The sequence below is a fragment of the Flavobacterium sp. LAR06 genome (assembly GCF_041946075.1).
In the GTDB taxonomy this organism is placed as follows: Bacteria; Bacteroidota; Bacteroidia; order Flavobacteriales; family Flavobacteriaceae; genus Flavobacterium.
Map to the genome: position 1 here is coordinate 1 of NZ_JAUTYT010000004.1, position 19,778 is coordinate 19,778.

General features: G+C 32.9%; 18 protein-coding genes and 1 pseudogene. 7 read left to right on the forward strand and 12 right to left on the reverse strand.

The window, feature by feature from the left end:
• The 6 genes and pseudogenes from Q7C23_RS06805 to rpsF all read right to left on the reverse strand — a co-directional run.
• A pseudogene (locus Q7C23_RS06805) lies at positions 1-1,142 on the reverse strand (hypothetical protein); the annotation flags it as partial.
• Between the two features lie 1,211 nt (positions 1,143-2,353).
• A complete protein-coding gene (locus Q7C23_RS06810) occupies positions 2,354-2,827 on the reverse strand; it encodes a DUF6495 family protein (protein ID WP_056185413.1) in 474 nt (157 codons plus the stop codon).
• A gap of 111 nt (positions 2,828-2,938) precedes the next feature.
• Entirely contained in the window at positions 2,939-6,109 is a 3,171-nt protein-coding gene (locus Q7C23_RS06815) for a carboxypeptidase regulatory-like domain-containing protein (protein ID WP_375031808.1), read from the reverse strand.
• A gap of 100 nt (positions 6,110-6,209) precedes the next feature.
• Positions 6,210-6,650, reverse strand: coding sequence for a 50S ribosomal protein L9 (gene rplI / locus Q7C23_RS06820; protein WP_072971140.1), 441 nt, complete (start codon positions 6,648-6,650; stop codon positions 6,210-6,212).
• 66 nt (positions 6,651-6,716) lie between these two features.
• Positions 6,717-7,013: a 30S ribosomal protein S18 gene (rpsR, locus tag Q7C23_RS06825; protein ID WP_002987043.1), complete on the reverse strand. Its 297-nt coding sequence runs from the start codon at positions 7,011-7,013 to the stop codon at positions 6,717-6,719.
• Between the two features lie 5 nt (positions 7,014-7,018).
• On the reverse strand, positions 7,019-7,360 hold the full coding sequence (gene rpsF, locus Q7C23_RS06830; RefSeq protein ID WP_007810575.1) for a 30S ribosomal protein S6: 342 nt from the start codon (positions 7,358-7,360) through the stop codon (positions 7,019-7,021).
• Positions 7,361-7,537: 177 nt separating this feature from the next.
• On the opposite strand from rpsF, the gene Q7C23_RS06835 reads away from it, so the two are divergent.
• Complete coding sequence (locus Q7C23_RS06835; protein ID WP_072971141.1) at positions 7,538-8,236, forward strand: LytTR family DNA-binding domain-containing protein; 699 nt, start codon at positions 7,538-7,540, stop codon at positions 8,234-8,236.
• On the opposite strand, the gene priA is transcribed toward Q7C23_RS06835, so the two are convergent.
• From priA to nadC, 6 genes are read right to left on the reverse strand one after another with little or no spacing between them, the layout of a single operon-like run.
• Positions 8,237-10,684 (reverse strand): primosomal protein N', encoded by a 2,448-nt coding sequence (gene priA, locus Q7C23_RS06840; protein WP_375031809.1) that lies wholly within the window; start codon positions 10,682-10,684, stop codon positions 8,237-8,239. It lies immediately after the preceding gene.
• Positions 10,685-10,710: 26 nt separating this feature from the next.
• The gene (bla-B1-FLAV, locus tag Q7C23_RS06845) at positions 10,711-11,457 is read right to left on the reverse strand and encodes a subclass B1 metallo-beta-lactamase (protein ID WP_375031810.1); all 747 of its coding nucleotides are present in this window, start codon (positions 11,455-11,457) and stop codon (positions 10,711-10,713) included.
• 7 nt (positions 11,458-11,464) lie between these two features.
• Positions 11,465-11,893 carry a DUF2147 domain-containing protein gene (locus Q7C23_RS06850; protein WP_375031811.1) on the reverse strand — a complete coding sequence of 143 codons (429 nt, stop codon included), beginning with the start codon at positions 11,891-11,893 and terminating at the stop codon, positions 11,465-11,467.
• Position 11,894: 1 nt separating this feature from the next.
• Positions 11,895-12,818, reverse strand: a complete 924-nt coding sequence (locus tag Q7C23_RS06855; RefSeq protein WP_375031812.1) for a YihY/virulence factor BrkB family protein — start codon at positions 12,816-12,818, stop codon at positions 11,895-11,897.
• Between the two features lie 39 nt (positions 12,819-12,857).
• Positions 12,858-13,631, reverse strand: coding sequence for a hypothetical protein (locus Q7C23_RS06860; protein WP_375031813.1), 774 nt, complete (start codon positions 13,629-13,631; stop codon positions 12,858-12,860).
• A gap of 24 nt (positions 13,632-13,655) precedes the next feature.
• Entirely contained in the window at positions 13,656-14,513 is an 858-nt protein-coding gene (gene nadC, locus Q7C23_RS06865) for a carboxylating nicotinate-nucleotide diphosphorylase (protein WP_375031814.1), read from the reverse strand.
• Between the two features lie 238 nt (positions 14,514-14,751).
• On the opposite strand from nadC, the gene Q7C23_RS06870 reads away from it, so the two are divergent.
• From Q7C23_RS06870 to Q7C23_RS06895, 6 genes are all read left to right on the forward strand, one after another.
• Complete coding sequence (locus Q7C23_RS06870; RefSeq protein WP_375031815.1) at positions 14,752-15,852, forward strand: DNA alkylation repair protein; 1,101 nt, start codon at positions 14,752-14,754, stop codon at positions 15,850-15,852.
• 319 nt (positions 15,853-16,171) lie between these two features.
• Positions 16,172-17,053 carry a pirin family protein gene (locus tag Q7C23_RS06875; RefSeq protein ID WP_375031816.1) on the forward strand — a complete coding sequence of 294 codons (882 nt, stop codon included), beginning with the start codon at positions 16,172-16,174 and terminating at the stop codon, positions 17,051-17,053.
• Positions 17,054-17,056: 3 nt separating this feature from the next.
• Positions 17,057-17,452 carry an OsmC family protein gene (locus tag Q7C23_RS06880; RefSeq protein ID WP_072971149.1) on the forward strand — a complete coding sequence of 132 codons (396 nt, stop codon included), beginning with the start codon at positions 17,057-17,059 and terminating at the stop codon, positions 17,450-17,452.
• A gap of 6 nt (positions 17,453-17,458) precedes the next feature.
• On the forward strand, positions 17,459-17,743 hold the full coding sequence (locus Q7C23_RS06885; RefSeq protein WP_375031817.1) for a GNAT family N-acetyltransferase: 285 nt from the start codon (positions 17,459-17,461) through the stop codon (positions 17,741-17,743).
• A 246-nt stretch (positions 17,744-17,989) separates the two neighbouring features.
• Entirely contained in the window at positions 17,990-19,408 is a 1,419-nt protein-coding gene (locus Q7C23_RS06890) for an adenosine deaminase (protein WP_375031818.1), read from the forward strand.
• Positions 19,409-19,458: 50 nt separating this feature from the next.
• Positions 19,459-19,761, forward strand: a complete 303-nt coding sequence (locus Q7C23_RS06895; RefSeq protein ID WP_375031819.1) for an antibiotic biosynthesis monooxygenase family protein — start codon at positions 19,459-19,461, stop codon at positions 19,759-19,761.
• Positions 19,762-19,778 lie beyond the last annotated feature (17 nt).

Below are 19,778 nucleotides of genomic sequence, written 5' to 3' on the forward strand. Positions count from 1 at the left end.
GAAGCATTTAAAGTCGCATTTTGACCCGATAATATCGATACACTTTGTGTCAGTACCGATGCTAGTGCAGGAACTGGTGTAGAGGTAACAGTAACTGGAGTTCGGCTTGGTGCTTTACATGTGCCAATTGATGCTTCTACATAAAAATTACTAACCCCTGTTGGAACAATTGGAGAATAAGAGTTTCCACTTGCCAGAGCAACACCTCCAGCTGCTAAACTAAACCAGGAATAGGTAGTTCCGGCTACCGGATTTGAAACTGATAATGTCGTGGACTGAGTTGGTCCTGAAGAACAAACTGCTGTACCAACTGTACTAATCACAGGAGCTAACGGATTTGATACATTAATAACAACTGGTACACGTTCATTTCCCTCACAACCAGCTACTCTTGCAACACCTATATAATAAGTTGTGTTTGTAGTTAAAATTGGAGTTGTATACGAAGTTGTAGTAGCTAAAGCTGTAGTTGAGGTTGGTGAACTATACCAAGCTATAGTTGTTCCGGCTGCAGGAGTTGCAGTTAATGTGGTAGAACTTCCTGAACAAATTGTTTGATTTAAACCTCCTGTTACCGTTGGTGCAGCAAATTCTAAACGAACATCGTAAATTCTTAAATCAGTTAGCGCACTTACGGCCCCACCTAACTGTATTTGAACCTGATTAGTATCACCTGTCAAAGTATATCTTAATACTCCAATAGTGTTTCCTGGTAATAATGCCAAATTAAGCAAAGGATTATTTATCGCTACTGCTGATCCTGAATTTGTACCATTAAGTTTAGGCTGAATAATACCTGTAGATAATAATGATAGATTAAGCACACCAGCACCACTACCAATATATAAAACAATTTCATCTCCAGCCTTTGCTGTTTGGTTGAGAACCAAAGTTTCTTGAACAGAACAAAACACCCCGACGACTGTACTCAGCGTTGCATATGTTGTTAAGCCCGCGTCATTATCATAGGCAGCTGTTGGATCTGTTACAGAAGCAATGCAAATACCTGAAGTACCATTTGTATTTGATATTGGTCTACAAAAGGTTTGTGCAAAGTTTTTACTGCTTAAAAGCAATAAAAATACCAAAAACAATAATCTCTTCTTTACGATGAGATCATAAAAAGTAAAAGTTTTTTTCATAATTTGGAAGATTAGAAAATGGACAATAAAATACCTGTTGCGATAAGTACGTATACTTAGGCAATTTTAAAAAACGTTAATAATCAGCTACTTAAAATGAAATTTAAAATAACAGTTGTCTACTACTTTAAACCACATTTCATTAAAAAATATCACGTATACTGAAGTATACAAAGACCACTTCTTATTCTTTTGAATAAAAAACATCTTAAACTTTTGTGGAATACTGATATGAATCAATTTCCAAATAAATAGAGTGATTTGTAGAAGGTTAATTTTCAGAAAGAAAATCTATGTCTATTAGCAGAATTTGGGGAATTCTATTAAATATTGAGAGTATGTTTCAATTCGATAAAATGCTGATTAGACAGTCTATCCTTATTTAGAAAATTTACAAAATTCTAAAATTTGAAACATTATTTAATACTAAGGATTATCAATAAAAAATCACGACAATACTTTTATATACAAAACCACAGACTGGGCTTGTTAAATAAAAAGCTGACGTAATATTGGCTTTTTTGAAAAACGTTTATAGTTAGATTGAAATTTGCTTTTTTTCGCACAAGCTTAATTCTATCTGAAAGAATAAAAAATAAAGCTAAAGTAATTTGAAGACCTAATGCAAATTTGATAAGTAGAGTAATTGTCAATTCCATAAGCAAATTAATTAAGTTATTTTAAGAAAACCTTTAAACTCTAATGCAATAAAAAATCTTTATTATATTTTTTCACTTAAGAAAGAAAAGTTTTTTTTATCAACATTTTGTTTAATCTTTCCTCCACTAAAATTAATTAAAAGGAAAATATAAAACAAGAATAAAATTCCTATTTTTTAAAATGTAAAAAAAGGTTAAATGTTAAAATACTATCTAAAATACCAGAAAAAATGGCGCTTTTAAGAAGAAAAATGATGTTATAAATATCACAAAAAATATAATTAATTTTAACATATCATAAAAAAGAAAGTAAAAACTTACAAAATCAACATATTGATTGGTTAAAATAAGCTTAAACAAACACAATTATCAGCTATTTCAATGATTATCAAGCGACAAGGCTGTTTTTGCACTTATTTACAAAAAACACGTAGAAATACGGGCCAAAAAAAAATTAAAAGTTTAAACAAAAGTTAAAAAAATAAATAAAGGCAAACAATTTAACATTCATTGTTTGCCTTTCATTCAACTTAATTTTGTCTCACTAAAATCTTAAGATTCCAAAATAGTATTAATTTGTTTGAACAATTGACCGTCACTTAAAAAAGCACCCTGCTGAATCAATTCAAAAATAGACGCATTTCTGTCTTCAGTAAATACTTTTTTTCCAACTTTCATTTCAATCGTTTCTGTAAACATATTATCACTTAACCATTGCAAACCTTCCTTAGTTAGAAAATCTGTTTCCGGAACCAGTGATTTTAACACTATTGATTGAACATGTGTTTCAAAACACTGAAATAAAAAGATATGATTTTTCGAGAAATGCTCCAAAAATTCCGCTCTTGATAAAACACCCTCCCAGATTAAATCAGAGAAAACATCCAGTTCCTGTTCAGCAACCTCAGGTTTATTTATTTTAAGAGAATCCCATTCTGCTTTGTCAATAGCCTGTGTAGCCAAAAAGCTGGCAAATTCTGCGTGCAATTCATCAAATTGCTCTTTTGTAAGTCTTGCGTATTTCATTTATTTTTTTCTTTAAACATTCTAAAAAGAGCCTTCCTATTTTTTTGCTGTAATTATTCAAAAAAAAGCCCCCGCAAATGCGAGGGCAAATTTATAACTTTTTTTCGTTTACTAGAAAATGTATCTTATACCAAATTGCATTTGCCATCTTGATGTTAAACTGGCATCATAGCTAAACGTTTTTGTTGGTGCATTATTGAAAGTATAAGTTGGTGTATTTCCTGCCACAGTCACTCCAATTGGTTGCACACTGGTTGGAACCTGAACAACTCCCCAATCTGAATTTATCAAATTTCCGAAATTCAAAATATCAATACTAAATTGAATTGTATTCTTCTTTTCTGAAGCAGATGACACTCTAAAATTATAATCCTGTAATAGTTTTAAATCACATCTTCCTCTCCACGGAGATATTGCACCATAACGATCTGCATACTGTCCCCTCCTATCTCTCATATACTTATCCTGAGCTATAAATTTATCAAAAGCCTCAGCCTGACCCGCTCCGCTAAAAGTCATCTGACCAATTTCTGCAGTTGTAGGGATATATATTAAATCATTTACAGCTGAACCGTCTCCATTAATATCACCTCCATAGGTGTAATTAAAACGTCCTCCCTGAGCATATTCTAAGAATGTTGACACTGTGGTAGCCCATTTGTCATGTCCGTATTTCCATTTTTTAGAAGCTACACCAATAAATCTATGATTATCTCCGTATTTGGAATTTGATAATACATCATTATTTACATTTCCAAGCGCCGGATTAAAAGCAAAAGCATCTCCTGTAATTTCCGCCTCAATAGAGTTTACATCTTTAGACTTTAAATAGTTATACGCAACACTGGCATACAAACCATTTTCAAATGTTTTTTGCAATTTAACCGTTGCGTTAAAAGCGCTTCCCTTATCAGAATTCGTCATTACATAAGCATCATTTTCTCCGTGATCTGCCGCAACATAAATTGCTCTGTTGTCTACCCCCGCTAAAGTTCCTGTTGGTGGTTTTAACCCCCAGTTTTGAACATGTACAGCATTGATATCTTTATTATAAGACAAATCTAATGTTACTATATAATTACTTTCAAATCTGTGATCAAACCCCAAACTTGTTCTCCAAACTTGCGGCCATTTATAATCAGGATCCATAATTTGCAGGAAACTATCATCAGCACCACTTACCTGATTCCCTAACCATACAAAAGGAATTCTTCCTGTAAAAATTCCAGAACCTCCACGCAGCTGAGAAGTCGCATCGCCTTTAACATCCCAATTGAATCCAATTCTTGGCGACCATAAAATTCGATCGCTTGGCAAATCTGTTGAGATTAAAGGTACAGCTTCTCCTGTTTGAGGATCATAATAATCAATACCATTGTCTCTACCGGCGCCTCCATTATCAGTATCTATATATTTCTGAATCAAATCAGCGGTGTTAAAGTAAAGTGGTTTATCTATTCTTAAACCTACAGACAATTTAAAATCATCATTTAAACTAATATCATCCTGTGCATAAAATGCTAATTGCCCTACGTTTAGCTCGGCTAGTTTCCAACCACCGTCTGCTCCAACTTCAAATTGACTTTTTGTATTAAATGTATCTTGTGCATATTTTAGGTTTTGCGCAATGATACTCGTTGCATAAGGCTGAGCGGCATCATTTAAGAAATCCTGAGTAGTGAAATAAGGAGTAAAAAAAGTTCCTGCATAACCATTTGGATTTCCAAAATTGTCATATCCAGCTAAATTGAAAGAATTTTTAAATCCAAATTTTTCAAAAGAAGTCCCAAAAGTAAATACATGTTTTCCAACTGTATAAGTCAAATTATCTGTAATCTGAAATACCTTTTGGTCTAATGTATTATTGATAGAAAAAGGCTCATGCCCGGCAATGATATAATTAGAACCTGCACCATCCTGAATATTAATTACGGGAGCCGGAACAGAAAATGGCACTCTGTAATCATTAAAATGAGAATATCCAGCCTGTAGTTTGTTCGAAACTTTTTCACTGAATTTTGAATTTAATTCCGCTAAAAAAGAACTTAAATTATTATTGATTTGATAACCTGAGTTTCTAAACTGTAATATTGAAGCATTTGGTCCCCTAAAACCTAAGGCTGTTGGGTGAGCCGGTTTATCTTTTGAAGCATCCAGAAAGTTATAAATAACAGCCAGTTTATGATTGTCATTAATATTCCAGTCTACTTTAATAATTCCTTTATTAGAATTAGATTCATGCAAAAATCCTTGATAAGCACCTGTATCATATCCCAAATCTGATAGTGCTTTTGAAACCGCAATTAAATCAGATTCCATAACTCTTGATTCATTAATTCCTGTTACACCATCATTGTTGTTTGCAACGAAATTTGATCCTAAATCGCTTCGTTTGTCAATTTCAAAATTTCCAAAAATGAATAATTTATCTTTAATGATTGGCGCCCCTAAGCTAAATCCTGCCTGAGTTTGCTCTAACGTTGGCACAAATATTTTTTCGCCTTTAATCTTACTTCCCGTTAAATCCTGATTTCTATAAAAAGCATACGCTGTACCGTGAAATTCATTCGTCCCCGATTTCGTCACGGCATTTACAGAAGCTCCTGTAAAACCTGATAATGTTACATCGTAAGGTGCGGTCGCTACCTGAATTTGCTCAATTGCGTCTAATGAAATAGGTTGAGCTCCAGTTTGACCACCCGGAGTTGCAGCATCTAATCCAAATGGATTATTAAAAACAGCCCCATTTAAAGAGTAATTATTGTACTGATCGTTTCTTCCTCCAAAAGAACCACCACTAGCTGTTGGTTCTAAACGTGTAAAATCTTCAGCAGATCTTGAAATTGTAGGTAAAGCTGTTAATTCCCTTCTGCCAATTGTAGTTTCAGCACCGGTTTTTCCGCTTTTAAAAACTTTGTCCTTAGTTACAATTTTAACTTCCTCCAATGCCTGACTCGCATCTGCTAAGACAACATCAATATTAAAAGGTTTACCTAAATCAAGATAAATATCATCATATTCCTGATTTTGAAAACCTACAAAACTTACTACAATTTTGTAAGGACCTCCAATTCTCATGTTTAAAATACTAAACCTTCCATCTTCATTGGAAACGGCTGAATACTTACCTCCTGTTGGAGTATGAATCGCTAAGATCGTAGCACCTGGTAGTAGCTCATTGGTGGAGCTTTTTACAATACCCTTAATACTCGACGTCGTTGTTTGCCCTACGGCTGCGGTTAAGGCCAGCAAACATAACAATAATGCAAAGATTTTTTTCATTTTCCTGATTTTGAATGAGTTATTATTCTCAAAATTAGGCAAAAAAAAACCACTCCTAAGAGTGGTTTTTATATTTTATTAACAAGAAGTTAACAAAATGTTATTTTTCAGCAATAATCTCGTATGGTAAGTCAACGATAACATCTCTGTGTAAACGGATGCTAGCAGAATATTTTCCAGTACGTTTTACGATACCACTAGTGATGAATTTTCTATCAATAGCGTTACCTGATTTCTCTAATGCTTCAGCAATGTCGATGTTTGTGATAGAACCAAAAAGTTTCTCTCCACCAGCTTTTGCAGTAAGTTTAATCTCAAGAGCTTTTAAAGTTTCAGCTAATGCTTTAGCATCAGCAACCACTTTAGCTTCTTTATGCGCTCTTTGTTTTAGGTTTTCAGCTAAAACTTTTTTAGCAGAAGGAGTTGCTAATGAAGCAAAACCTTGAGGAATTAAAAAGTTACGACCGTAACCAGGTTTTACAGATACTACATCATCTTTAAATCCTAAGTTCTGTACGTCTTGTTTTAAAATAAGTTCCATGTTGTTGTCCTTATATTTTAGAAGTTAGGTTCTGCTTTAACAGAAACCAGCGACTAGAGTTTTTAATTATTTTAATAAATCGGCCACGTATGGCATTAAAGCTAAGTGACGAGCTCTTTTTACAGCTACAGAAACTTTTCTTTGGTATTTTAATGAAGTTCCAGTTAAACGACGAGGAAGAATTTTTCCTTGCTCATTAACGAATTTCAATAAGAAATCAGCATCTTTATAATCGATATATTTGATTCCTGATTTTTTGAAACGACAGTACTTTTTAGTTTTGTTAGTTTCAATGTTTAAAGGCGTTAAATATCTGATATCTCCGTCTTTTTTTCCTTTTGCAGATTGTTCGATTGTAGACATAATAATTACGCTTTAGTAGATTTTAATTTAGCTCTTCTTCTCTCCGCCCATGAAATAGCATGTTTGTCTAAACTTACAGTTAAGAAACGCATAACTCTTTCGTCACGTCTAAATTCAGTTTCAAAAGCAATTAGAACTTCTCCAGCTACTTTGAATTCGAATAAATGGTAAAAACCACTTTTTTTGTTTTGGATTTCGTAAGCCATTTTTTTCAGACCCCAATCCTCTTTCGATACCATTTCAGCTCCTCTACTAGTAAGAAATTCTTCAAATTTCGTTACTGTTTCCTTCACCTGAACCTCAGATAAAACGGGATTTAAAATGAAAACAGTTTCATAATGATTCATAAATACAATATTTATTTGTTAAAATTGGGTGCAAAAGTAACCATTATTTTTATATATACAACACTTTTTTATCTTTATTCGTTGTAATGTAAAAAATAAGGCTTAAGTTTAGTTTTTTTTCTAGAAAAATAATACATTTACTACTGCTATCCTGAATTTATTCTAAATTTAAATGTTATGAAACTAAACTGTGTTGTTGTAGATGATAGTTCTATACAGAGGACAATTATTGCAAAATTAGTTAATAATCACCCAGGTTTGCACTTAATCGGGGACTTTTCTAATGCAATAGAAGCAAAAAGTTGTATCTCTTTAAATAATATCGATCTAATTTTTCTAGATATTGAAATGCCTGTTATCAATGGTTTTGATTTCCTTGACGGACTAAAATCTAAGCCTCAGATTATATTTATTACTTCTAAAGCCGAGTATGCCTTAAAAGCTTTCGACTACGATGCTACTGATTATCTTCAGAAGCCTATTGCCGTTGACCGTTTTAATGCTTCTGTAAAAAGAGCAATCGACATGCATCTGCTTAAAAAAGAAGTAAAAGAAGAAGAAGGCGAACATATCTTTATTAAAAGTAATCTTAAAAAGCTTAAAATTTTCACATCGAAAATTAAATGGATTGAAGCTTTTGGAGATTACGTAAGAGTAGTCACAGAAGACGACAGCAACTTAGTTCTTTCGACAATGAAATCTTTTGAAAATGATTTATCAAAAGACAAATTTATTCGTGTTCACAAGTCCTATATTATTAATATAGACAAAGTAGAACGCTTCAACAGTAAATTTGCTGAAATTGGAATCACAAAAATTCCATTAAGCCGAAACAAAAAAGAAGATTTAGTTAAAGCATTGTCAACTTCGTCGTAATTAATAAAAATCGACGTTGACAATTACTTTTATAGCTCTGTACTGAGCAACAGCTTCAAAACTATTCAACATTTTCTGAATAGTTTTTTTTGTGTTTCCTAAATGCAGGTTTTGCGGAATCTTAATCAAAATCGTTCTGATATATTCATTTCTGATTCGACTGATTGCGGGTTCTTCCGGACCTAAAACCGGCATATTTAAATTCTGGCTCAAAACCTGGTACAACCACATCGATCCTTCTTTTAATTTTTCAAAATCTTTGTGCTTTAAAGTGAGCTTTATAATTCTGAAATAAGGCGGGTATTTATAGATTTGTCGGTCGTATAATTGCTCCTTATACATACCTACATAATTATGTGTTGTAACCTGTTGGATTGTATTATGATTTGGATTATAAGTCTGAATCACAACTTTTCCTTGTTTCTCTGATCTTCCGGCTCTTCCTGCAACCTGTGTCATCATCTGAAAACTGCGTTCAAAAGCTCTGAAATCAGGATGATGCAACATATTATCGGCATTCATAATCCCAACCAGACTTACATTATCAAAATCTAAGCCTTTAGCCAGCATCTGTGTACCAACTAAAATATCAATTTCTCTATTTTTAAAAGTATCAATGATCTTTTCAAAACCAAATTTTCCTCTTGTAGTATCCTGATCCATTCTTCCGGTTTTAGCTTTCGGGAAAAGAGAAATCAATTCCTGTTCGATTTGCTCTGTTCCGAAACCTTTTGTAGTTAAATCAATACTTGAACAACTATGGCAATGCGTTGGCTTAGCAATTGAATACCCACAATAATGACATCTCAATTGATTTTTATTTTTATGAAAAGTCAAACTCACATCACATTGTTGACAATGCGGAACGTGACCACAAGTCATACATTCTATTATAGGAGAATATCCTCTCCTGTTTTGAAACAAAATCACTTGTTCGCCCAAAGACAAAGCTTCTGCAATTTCTTCTATTAAAAGATCACTAAAATGACCCGTCATCCTTTTTCTGAAATGCTTGTCTTTTAAATCAACCAAAACAACTTCAGGCATTCGAACATTATTATAACGTTCTGTGATCGTAACTAAACCAAATTTTTCAATTTGTGTATTAAAATACGTTTCAATACTTGGAGTTGCTGATCCCAAAAGCACTTTGGCATTATGAAAATTAGCCAAAACAATTGCCGAATCGCGAGCATGATATCTCGGCGCAGGATCTGTTTGCTTAAAAGTTTGTTCATGCTCTTCGTCAACAATCAATAATCCAAGATTATTAAAAGGTAAAAACAAAGCCGACCTTGCTCCTATTACAATTTGAGCTTTATCAGAATCCTCAAGAGTTTGTTTCCAAACCTCTACCCTTTCATTGTTACTATATTTAGAATGAAAAACAGCAACCTTATCTCCAAAATGATTTCTAAGACGAGAAACCAACTGAGTTGTCAATGCAATTTCAGGCAATAGATACAAAACTTGTTTTCCAATTTCTAAATATTCTTCAATTAACTTAATGTATATTTCCGTTTTTCCGCTTGATGTAACTCCGTGAAGCAGACAAACTTCCTTTTCTGTTAAATTCTTTTTAATTTCGTTGAAAGCTGTTTCCTGCGCATCACTCAATTGCAATTGTTTTTCTGAAGCTTTTCCATCAAAAGAAACCCGATCGTGTTGCAGATAATATTCTTCAAAAATTTCTTTTTCAATTAATGTTTTTACAATCGTCGAAGTTGAATTTGAAACTTCAGTCAATTTCTTAACTGTGATAGGCTTTTTCTCTGAAGCACTAATCTGAAAGTAAGCCATAACAATTTCTTTTTGTTTATTGGCACTTTTCAACACTTCTAATAACTCACTTAAGCCATTATCTGATTCATATTTAGAGTGCAATTTTACATATCGAACCAGTTTTGGCTTGTAATTTTCTTTTACTTCTTCTTCTAAAACAATGATATCCTTTTCCATTAATTTTTGAAGAACAGGAAGAATATTTTTTTTATTTAAAATCGAAATAATCTCCTGAACCTTTAGTGAACTCTGCTGTTGTAAGGCTTCATAAACCAGAAATTCATCGTCAGAAAGCTCGTTTTCATTCACAACAACATCTACTTTATGCGAAATAATAGTTTCGCTTTCAAGCAATAATCCACTAGGGAAAGCACCGCGATATACATCGCCAATACCACACATATAGTAGTTTGCCACCCAAAGCCAGTGTTTGATCTGAGTTTCGGTAGCGATTGGTTTTTCGTCTAAAATCTGATGAATTTCTTTGGCTTCATACAAAGTCGGAGCATTTTCATGAATATCCAAAACAAGTGCCGTATAGATTTTACTTTTAATAGGCACCGCCACCCGCATTCCTTTTTTAATAAAATGGAACTCGGCCTCAGAAACACGATAAGTAAGGGGCTTAACTAAGGAAAGTGGTAAAATAACTTCGACAAAAAACATGCGATTTTTTTATAGGATTGAGATAATTATTTTTTGGCCGAAATTTTTTCAGCATTATATTCCTGAACCAAATTCAAAGTATGTTTTAAAGAGGAAAGATCTTTCCAATCATCGTGACCTGTAATAATATATTTAGGATTCATAAATTTAGACTGCACTTTTTTTATCGATTTTTCCCACTCTTTTACATCAGCATCACCTAAATATCCTAATTTTTTTGCTTCTGCACTCTTGATAAAACAACCTCCGTAAAGCACTTTTTCTTTATCAAACCAAACTACAATATTGTCCGGCGCATGTCCTTTTCCAGGATAATAAACCTGAAAAGTATGTTGGCCAACAGTAAATGTAGTATCATTTGGTATTACAAATTCAGCCCTATTTTGATCTTTCTCTTTAAGGATTTTGTCCGTTGCTTTTATAGTATACGTTTTAATTCCTTTTTGTTTGTAAAAACCTAAACCTCCCGCACGATCATCATGAGAATGTGTCGCAAAACACATAATAACATCCTTATTATGTCTTACTTTAATTGTATCTAATAAAGGCTGAAACTGTGTTTGATCCCAAGGCGCATCAAACAACACAACACCTTTATCTGTAACAAGATATAATGCATTGGCAGAAATCAAAGTTCCTTTGTAATCATGAAATGTCTTATAAACATAAAAGTCACCTGTAAGATGACTTATTTGTAATGGCGAATTCTTAGATTGTCCAAAACTATTGGATAGTATTGCTAAGAATAAAATTATCGAAGCTAATTTTCGCATATTCTTTTTATTTCACTCGTGTCCAGTATTGCGTTCTTCCCATAATAGAAATCCCAACATAACCACGAAGTTTTAATTTATCTGCTGATTCTAACTCAATATAACACTTGTATTTTTTACCATTTGTTGGATCCAAGATTGATCCTCCATTGTACTCAGAACCATCTTTTTTAAGTCCGTTAATGATAACCATACCTAAAATTGGTTTGTTTTTTTCTGCACCTTCACATTTAGAGCAAACATCCTTTTTATGATTTTCACGAAGTATCTCTACGACCTTACCGTATATTTTTCCAGATTTTTCATAAACCTCTACTACTGATTTTGCTTCACCAGTTTCATCATCAATGGTTTTCCATTTTCCAATAACGCTTTGACCTTGCATTGTACTTAATGTCAAGAAAAAAACACCAATTGCTAACATCCAATTTTTCATATTATTTATTTTTTTTTTGTTTTAATTTTCTGATAGAAGCATTCAATTCGAACCCTAAAAGCAGAATCATACAGTTGATCCAAATGTAAAACATTAGAATTAATAATGTCCCAATTGAACCATAAAGTTCGTTATATTTTGAGAATTTTATAACCCAAATCCCAAAAAAGAACGAAGATATAACAATTAAGATCGTTGTAAAAACAGATCCTATGCTAATAAAAGGCACTTTGTTATACTGTTTTGTACCATAACGTAATAATATTGAAGATGTTATCAAAATCATTAAAATAACGAACAAATATCTCCCTAAAATAATGAGCGGAATACGATCACTCAACACATCCTGAATGATCGTTTTTTGAATAAACACCTCAAAAACGACAATTGTAGCCACGGTAACGAATAATATAATAGTCATGATGAGCGAAATCGCCAACGCAACTAAATACTGACTAAACCATCCGCGTTTATCAAAAACATGTTTAGAAGACTCAAACCCACTTAAGATTCCGTTAATACCATTTGCCATCAAAAAGATAGAAAGCAAAAATCCGGAAGAAAGTAATCCAGAATGACTATTATTTAAGATATCACTAATGATTTTGCTAATTGCATCGTATGTATTTGGCGGAACTCCCTGCTGTACAAATTGAAGAAAATCATCCTGAAATCCCTCAATAGGAATAAACGGAATTAAGTTTAAAATAAATAATGCAAAAGGAAACAAAGCCATGAAAAAGCTAAAAGAAACAGCACTCGCATGATACGAGAAAGCCCCTTCCAAAATTCCGAGTACATACATTTCAAGCAAATCGTACAACGAAAACCCTTCAAGCCATGGAAATTTTATACTCTTAAAAAGACGAGCTACAGAACGTACAATCGGGACCTTTTCAATTTGATCTTCAATTTCTTGAGACATATATTTATTTTAGATTTTAGACTTCAGATTTTAAAACTTTTATTTTTCCAATTTATAATTCTTTTCAAATCCAATTTCATCTGAATAATCAATCATTTTGATTTTTGTTTTTTCAGATGAAATAATTTGTAGATTTCCATTGTTTACATTTGCTTTTGTAGTTCTGTAAACAATCTCTTTTTTTGGAAATTCAATAAATTCAATTTCAATATTATTTGGGATACTATTCTCTCTTATATTTATTACTTTATTTTCAGTAATATACCCATAACGTTTTTCATTACCATTTAATTGATATTCAATTCTTATTGAAGCTAGCTTTCCAAGATTGGGAATTTCGCTAAAAGGAATGATTATTAAATCCTCTTGATTTAAGTTGATTAATTTTTCAAAATCATCTATTTTATCATCAAAATTATATAAATATTGAATTTTAATAATTCTGTTTTTTAATTCTGATTTTCTGTCTGTTTTAAACTTAAGTACATATTTTTCTGCTGGATCTCTTTTAAAAGTAAATTTAATGTCATTTTCAATAATTTCATATTGATTTATAAATGTGTAGATATTCTTTTCTTTTTTCCATTTTCCTTTAACTTCTCTCCATGTAAAACAACTAACATGGGGTCTACTGTAAAAAAAAAATGTTGAATTTGGATTTATAGTAATTTCACTAAAAGTAGGTTCATTTACAAAATCAAAATCAGTTTTCGCATTATAATAAGCTTTAGAATTATTTACAAAAACAATGGGCTTATCTTGAGCAAAAAGAGATTGTGCAAATAAAATTAAGAATAGAACTTTAAACTTCATTTCCTTTGAATTGATGTTAACTTCTTAAAATGCTTTCAGGCTCAAATCCATGTTATAAATCGAATGCGTCAATGCGCCAGAAGAAATATAATTTACTCCGCAAAGACCGTACTCACGAATGGTTTTTTCATTGATATTTCCAGACGATTCTGTTTGGCATTTTTTACCAATTAAAGCCACTGCTTTTTTAGTATCTTCATAATTAAAATTGTCTATCAAAATTCTGTGAACGCCATCACTTAAAAGAATTTCACGAATTTCATCTAAATTTCGTGCTTCAACAATGATCTTTAAATCGAGATTATTGGTTTTCAAATATTCTTTTGTTTTCTTTATAGCAAGTGTTATTCCGCCAGCGAAATCAATATGATTGTCTTTCAGCATGATCATATCATATAAAGCATAACGATGATTTTCGCCACCTCCTATTTTTACAGCCCATTTTTCGGCTACTCTAAAATTTGGCGTTGTTTTGCGTGTATCTAATATTTTAGCCCCCGTTCCTTCTAAAAGCTGCATTAACTGACTGGTTTTGGTAGCAATCGCAGACATACGCTGCATGGTATTCAAAACCACTCTTTCCGACTTTAAAATAGACTGTGAACTACCTGAAACTTCAAAAACCACATCGCCATATTCTACATTCGTTCCGTCTTCTATGAAAGTCTTTATTTTTAATTTTGGATCAACATATTCAAAAATCATTTTTGCCAGGGCAACACCGGCAATAATCCCCTGATCTTTTACCAATAATTTAGCTTGTCCGTGCGCTGTATCAGGAATACAGGCCAATGAACTATAATCTCCCGGGCCTACATCTTCTCGAATTGCATTGCTGATCAATAATTGTAATTCGGCTTGAAATTGTGCTTCGCTAATCATTTTTCTTAAATTTTATAAGATGCTAAAGTAGGACTTATTTTGGGGATTTGAAAGCTCCTTTAACACGAAAAGTCAATTAGTATCTTAATTATCTCTTTTTATTTACCATGAAGATATTAAGAAAAATTAAGCTTTTCTCTTTAATAAAAGTTAATCTCTTAATGTTCAAATATTTTTATTTTTTGTTCGCCACTAATAGAGAACATTAAATATCTTTGAAGTTCATTCAAATAAAACCATGGGATTAATTAAAGATATTTATTCGGTTTCTTTCTACGAAAAATTTGGTCAGGCTGTCGCCGAAGTACATCCATCTTTCAACAAACAAAAATTCATTGAAGCCATTTACGAAGACGATTTTGCACAAAAAGAATGGAAAGACCGCATGAAACACACTACTGTTGTCTTGCATCAATTTATACCTGAAAGTTTTCCAGAAGCTGTTGCTTTAATTGATAAAATCATTCAAAATTTAAAGAAAAACAGTTTTACAGATGGCAATCTGGCCTTCATTTTCTTTGCCGATTATATTGAAAAATATGGTTTAGAAGATTTTAAAACTTCGGCTAAAGCCTTTGTTTCTATAACACAATTTATTAGTTGTGAATTTGCTGTTCGTCCTTTCATTTTAAAATACAAAGAAAAGATGGTTGATGAAATGACAAAATGGTCGTTACATGAAAATCATCATGTGCGAAGATTAGCCAGCGAAGGCTCTCGCCCGAGATTACCTTGGGCAATGGCGATTCCGTTTTTAAAGAAAGATCCAACTTCAATTCTGCCTATTTTAGAAAATCTAAAAAATGATCCCTCAGAATATGTTCGTCGAAGTGTCGCCAATAATTTAAATGATATTGTAAAAGATAATCCTGAAATTGTACTTGAAATTGCGCAAAAATGGAAAGGCATCAGCAAGGAAACAGATGCAATTATAAAACACGGCTGTCGTACTTTATTAAAACAAGGTCATCCTGAAATTCTGAGTCATTATGGTTTGGAAAGCACTAATATTGAACTTTCAAATTTCGAAATCAAAACGTCAAAAGTCAAAATTGGAGATTATTTACAGTTTCAATTTCACTTAAATAATAAAAATGACCAGGCCAAAACCATTCGTTTAGAATACGCCGTTCATTATAAAAAATCAAAAGGCCATTTGGCTAAAAAGGTTTTTAAAATCAGTGAAAAAATGTATCAACCACATCAATTGACTAAAGTTGAAAGAAAGCAATCTTTTAAATTAATTACAACTCGTGTTTTTCATACGGGCATGCATCAATTGTCGATTATTATTAATGGAACTGAAAGTGAGTCTTTGAAATTTGAGTTAGTTGAATAATTTCAACGAACCAGTAATACTCCAGAGGAGTGTTATGTTTATAGCAAAGAGAAAACGCACCAACAAAAGCTCCAGCGGAGCGATATCTTCTCACACTTATTTCGACACGCTGTGGCTTATGAGAATTCGTATCTGAATTTTCTATAAACATTTCGTCTCTCCGAGACTTTTCTAGGATAAATCAAAATTAAATCAATGCCATAAAAACAAACCCAAACATTTTCCCTACTTTTATAAATACAAAACAAATTTTCTTAATCTAAATTAAGTTATAGATCGGGGTTACCACTGTAATTTTGTTTTCAAATCAAATATAACCATGTCAAATATTAGTTTAATTATCGAAGAACGTGCTGCCAATATTGGCAATTTTATGGTAGGGAGATTATTGCCTTTCCGTGAAAAAAGAGCTGTCGGACCATTTCTATTTATCGATCATATGGGACCTGCTCATTTAAGTGATCATGAAAATATGGATGTTCCTCCGCATCCGCATATCGGACTTTCAACATTAACCTTTTTATTTGAAGGAAGCATCATGCACCGCGATAGTTTGGGAACCGAACTAGAAATAAAGCCCGGCGCCGTAAACTGGATGACAGCCGGAAAAGGAATTGTCCATTCTGAAAGAACCCCGGAATATTTAAGACATTCTGACAAAATGCTTCACGGTTTACAAATTTGGGTGGCGCTTCCAAAAGAATTGGAACAAATGGATCCGAATTTTGCACATGTTGAAGCAGATGATATTCCGAAATGGGAAGAAGATGGTGTTTCTTATAAACTAATTGCCGGAGAAGCTTTTGGTAAAAAATCGCCAGTTCCTGTTTATAGTCCGCTTTATTTTATTGAAATAAAAAGTAAGGAAGCTAAAAAAATCAATATTGGAAAAGATTTATTCGGCGAAAGTGGATTGTATATTTTGGAAGGAAGTATTAAAAGTGGCGAACATATTTACGATCCAAAACAGATTCTAATTACGACTGACAGCACTTTATGTGAGTTTGAAATTGCCGAAAACTCTACTGTTTATATTTTTGGTGGACAACCGTTTCCTGAAGAACATTTTATCTTTTGGAATTTTGTTTCTTCGGATAAAGAATTACTCGAAAAAGCAAAAAAAGACTGGACAGAACAAACGTTCCCGAAAGTTCCGGGCGAAACCGAATTTGTGCCTTTACCTGAACCAAGAATCAAATAAAATATGGATACGATCTCAGCAAAAATAGATACACGTTTGTATCGAACTGAAGTAAAATCAGCAAGTGATAATGTCTTAATATCTGATGAACCCCAAGAACTGGGCGGTAAAAATTTAGGTCTAAATCCGACGGAGCTCTTGGCTGCATCATTAGCTTCCTGCACCGTAATTACTTTGCGAATGTACATCAATCGCAAACAATGGAACGTATCAGAAATAAACGTCAAAATTGATTTTGAAAGAGATTCTGAGCGAAGTGTATCCGTTTTCACAAGAAAAATAGAAGTAATTGGTGAAGTTGACGAAACGCAAAGACAAAGATTGGAAACCATAGCCAACAGCTGTCCAATTCATAAAACGCTAACCCATTCAATAGAAATTAAAACCACATTAATATAATTTATCATGGAAATAAATCAAATCAACGATATAAGAAAAGGCTATTTTGAAGCTATAGAAGACGGAAAAGAAGCCGGGAAAATGACCTATACCTGGGCAGGAGATTCAAAATTCATTATTGATCACACCGAAGTAAATGAAGGATTCAACGGAAAAGGGGTTGGCAAAAAACTGGTAATGAAAGCCGTAGAATATGCCAGAAATAATAACCTGAAAATTATTCCACTTTGTCCTTTTGCAAAAAGTGTTTTTGATAAGACTGAGGATATTCGTGATGTACTTTTTTCTTAAAGGTGCTAAGATTCTAAGTTGCTAAGGTTCTAAGATTTTTTTAACCGCAAAGCAAGCAAAGAATTACGCAAAGTTCGCAAAGTTTTAGGTAAAGCTTTGCGAACTTTGTGTTTATATTCAGTTTTAGCATATAACTAAACCTTGCGATCTTTGCGGTTAAATCAACATAAAGAAAAACCAATTTCAAAACACATTTTCAAATCTCCTCGAAAAGCCTTACATTTGCATGTAATTTAAACTTAGAGTATGACGAGGATAATTACACTTTTCTGTTTTTTTATAGCGCAAATCGGCTTTTCTCAAACGGCTGGCGACTATTTAGAAAAAATCAGAAACAACGAAGCTCTCTTAACAGCTTTTTTTCAACAAATGCCTAAAGGAGGCGATTTACACCATCATTTTTCAGGATCAATTTATGCAGAACCTCTTTTAGAGAGAGCTATTGCAGAAGATTTTTATTTGAATTTAGAAACCATGGCAGTCGCTAAAACAAAACCTTCAAACGGCAATTGGCAAACTTTCTCTTCTCTTAAAAACGAAGGAAAATTACCTTTCTATCAACAACAAGTAATGCAAACCTGGTCGGCTAAGGATTATAACGGCGTTTCGGTTCCTTCCGACGATTTGTTTTTTGACTCTTTTCAAAAATTCGAGCCTACTATCCAGGGGCATTTTGCAGAAGGAATGCTTGAATTAAAAAAACGCGCTCTTTCAGAAAATGTAAGTTACATCGAAACACAATTATCTACGATTCCGTGTGATATGAATGTTTCAGATTTAACTGATTTCAATTCAAAACTACGTCAGGCTTCTGTTCAAAAAGATGAAAAAGCGGTAATGAAACTTTTAGACGAATTGTACAAAGCGATTCAGCAGAAAGATGCTAAAAAATATGCGGCTGATTTCAATACTAATTGCATAGCAAAACTACACAAAGACTTAAAAATTGATGACGATAAATTTACGATGCGCTATCAAAACTTTGTGCTTCGTTTTATGGATCCGGTTGATTTATTCAAAAATCTGACAATTGCTTTTATCTCAGCAAGCGATAGTAAATTAGTTGCGGGTGTAAATATCGTTTCTCCGGAACATGGCGAAAATTCGATGAAAGATTATTGGTTACATATGTTGATGTTTAAGTACTGTCACTCTAAATTTCCGGATGTAAAATATACGCTTCATGCTGGCGAATTAACTTTAGGTTTGGTTCAGCCAGAAGATTTAACCTGGCATATTAACGATGCCATTCACATTGCAGGAGCCAACAGAATTGGTCACGGAGTTGATATCGCATACGAACAAAATTCATATGATCTGTTGCGCTATATGGCAAAAAACAATATTCCGATTGAGATTAATTTGACGAGTAACGAATTCATTTTGAAAGTAAAAGACGGTCGTCATCCGTTTACGCTTTACAAAGAATTTAATGTACCAATTGTAATCAGCACGGACGATGCGGGAATCTTGAGAACCAATATGACAGAACAATATGTTTTATTAGCTAAACGATACCCTGATGTTTCCTATACGACAATAAAGCAATATGTTTACAACAGTATCAATTACAGTTTTATTCAGGATGCTTCTGTCAAAAAGCAATTATTAAAAAATTTGGATGTAAGATTTAAAACTTTTGAAGATAAATTTTCTAAAAACTAACGAAACCTAACAGGTCTTAAAAACCTGTTAGGTTTGCCCAACATTAAACTATGATTCTAGAAGCCGTTTTCTTATTTATAAAACCTGATTTAGCAAATCAATTCGAGGCTGATTTTGCAAAAGCAAGTCAATATATTTCTTCCATTGATGGCTATTTGGGACATCGCTTAGAGAAATGTCTGGAGATCGAAAATAAATATCTTCTGCTGGTCGATTGGAACACGTTGGAAGATCATACAATAGGTTTTAGAAGTTCAGAAGCGTACTTAGAATGGAAAAAGATTTTGCATCATTATTACGAGCCTTTTCCAATTGTAGAGCATTTTGAAACCGTTTTTGAGAATAAAAAATAGTCCAGAGATTTTACGGA

Coding starts and splice junctions, on each gene's coding strand:
- Q7C23_RS06810 (WP_056185413.1), bottom strand. CDS start 2,827: ATGAAATACGCAAGACTTACAAAAGAGCAATTTGATGAATTGCACGCA.
- Q7C23_RS06815 (WP_375031808.1), bottom strand. CDS start 6,109: ATGAAAAAAATCTTTGCATTATTGTTATGTTTGCTGGCCTTAACCGCA.
- rplI (WP_072971140.1), bottom strand. CDS start 6,650: ATGGAACTTATTTTAAAACAAGACGTACAGAACTTAGGATTTAAAGAT.
- rpsR (WP_002987043.1), bottom strand. CDS start 7,013: ATGTCTACAATCGAACAATCTGCAAAAGGAAAAAAAGACGGAGATATC.
- rpsF (WP_007810575.1), bottom strand. CDS start 7,360: ATGAATCATTATGAAACTGTTTTCATTTTAAATCCCGTTTTATCTGAG.
- Q7C23_RS06835 (WP_072971141.1), top strand. CDS start 7,538: ATGAAACTAAACTGTGTTGTTGTAGATGATAGTTCTATACAGAGGACA.
- priA (WP_375031809.1), bottom strand. CDS start 10,684: ATGTTTTTTGTCGAAGTTATTTTACCACTTTCCTTAGTTAAGCCCCTT.
- bla-B1-FLAV (WP_375031810.1), bottom strand. CDS start 11,457: ATGCGAAAATTAGCTTCGATAATTTTATTCTTAGCAATACTATCCAAT.
- Q7C23_RS06850 (WP_375031811.1), bottom strand. CDS start 11,893: ATGAAAAATTGGATGTTAGCAATTGGTGTTTTTTTCTTGACATTAAGT.
- Q7C23_RS06855 (WP_375031812.1), bottom strand. CDS start 12,818: ATGTCTCAAGAAATTGAAGATCAAATTGAAAAGGTCCCGATTGTACGT.
- Q7C23_RS06860 (WP_375031813.1), bottom strand. CDS start 13,631: ATGAAGTTTAAAGTTCTATTCTTAATTTTATTTGCACAATCTCTTTTT.
- nadC (WP_375031814.1), bottom strand. CDS start 14,513: ATGATTAGCGAAGCACAATTTCAAGCCGAATTACAATTATTGATCAGC.
- Q7C23_RS06870 (WP_375031815.1), top strand. CDS start 14,752: ATGGGATTAATTAAAGATATTTATTCGGTTTCTTTCTACGAAAAATTT.
- Q7C23_RS06875 (WP_375031816.1), top strand. CDS start 16,172: ATGTCAAATATTAGTTTAATTATCGAAGAACGTGCTGCCAATATTGGC.
- Q7C23_RS06880 (WP_072971149.1), top strand. CDS start 17,057: ATGGATACGATCTCAGCAAAAATAGATACACGTTTGTATCGAACTGAA.
- Q7C23_RS06885 (WP_375031817.1), top strand. CDS start 17,459: ATGGAAATAAATCAAATCAACGATATAAGAAAAGGCTATTTTGAAGCT.
- Q7C23_RS06890 (WP_375031818.1), top strand. CDS start 17,990: ATGACGAGGATAATTACACTTTTCTGTTTTTTTATAGCGCAAATCGGC.
- Q7C23_RS06895 (WP_375031819.1), top strand. CDS start 19,459: ATGATTCTAGAAGCCGTTTTCTTATTTATAAAACCTGATTTAGCAAAT.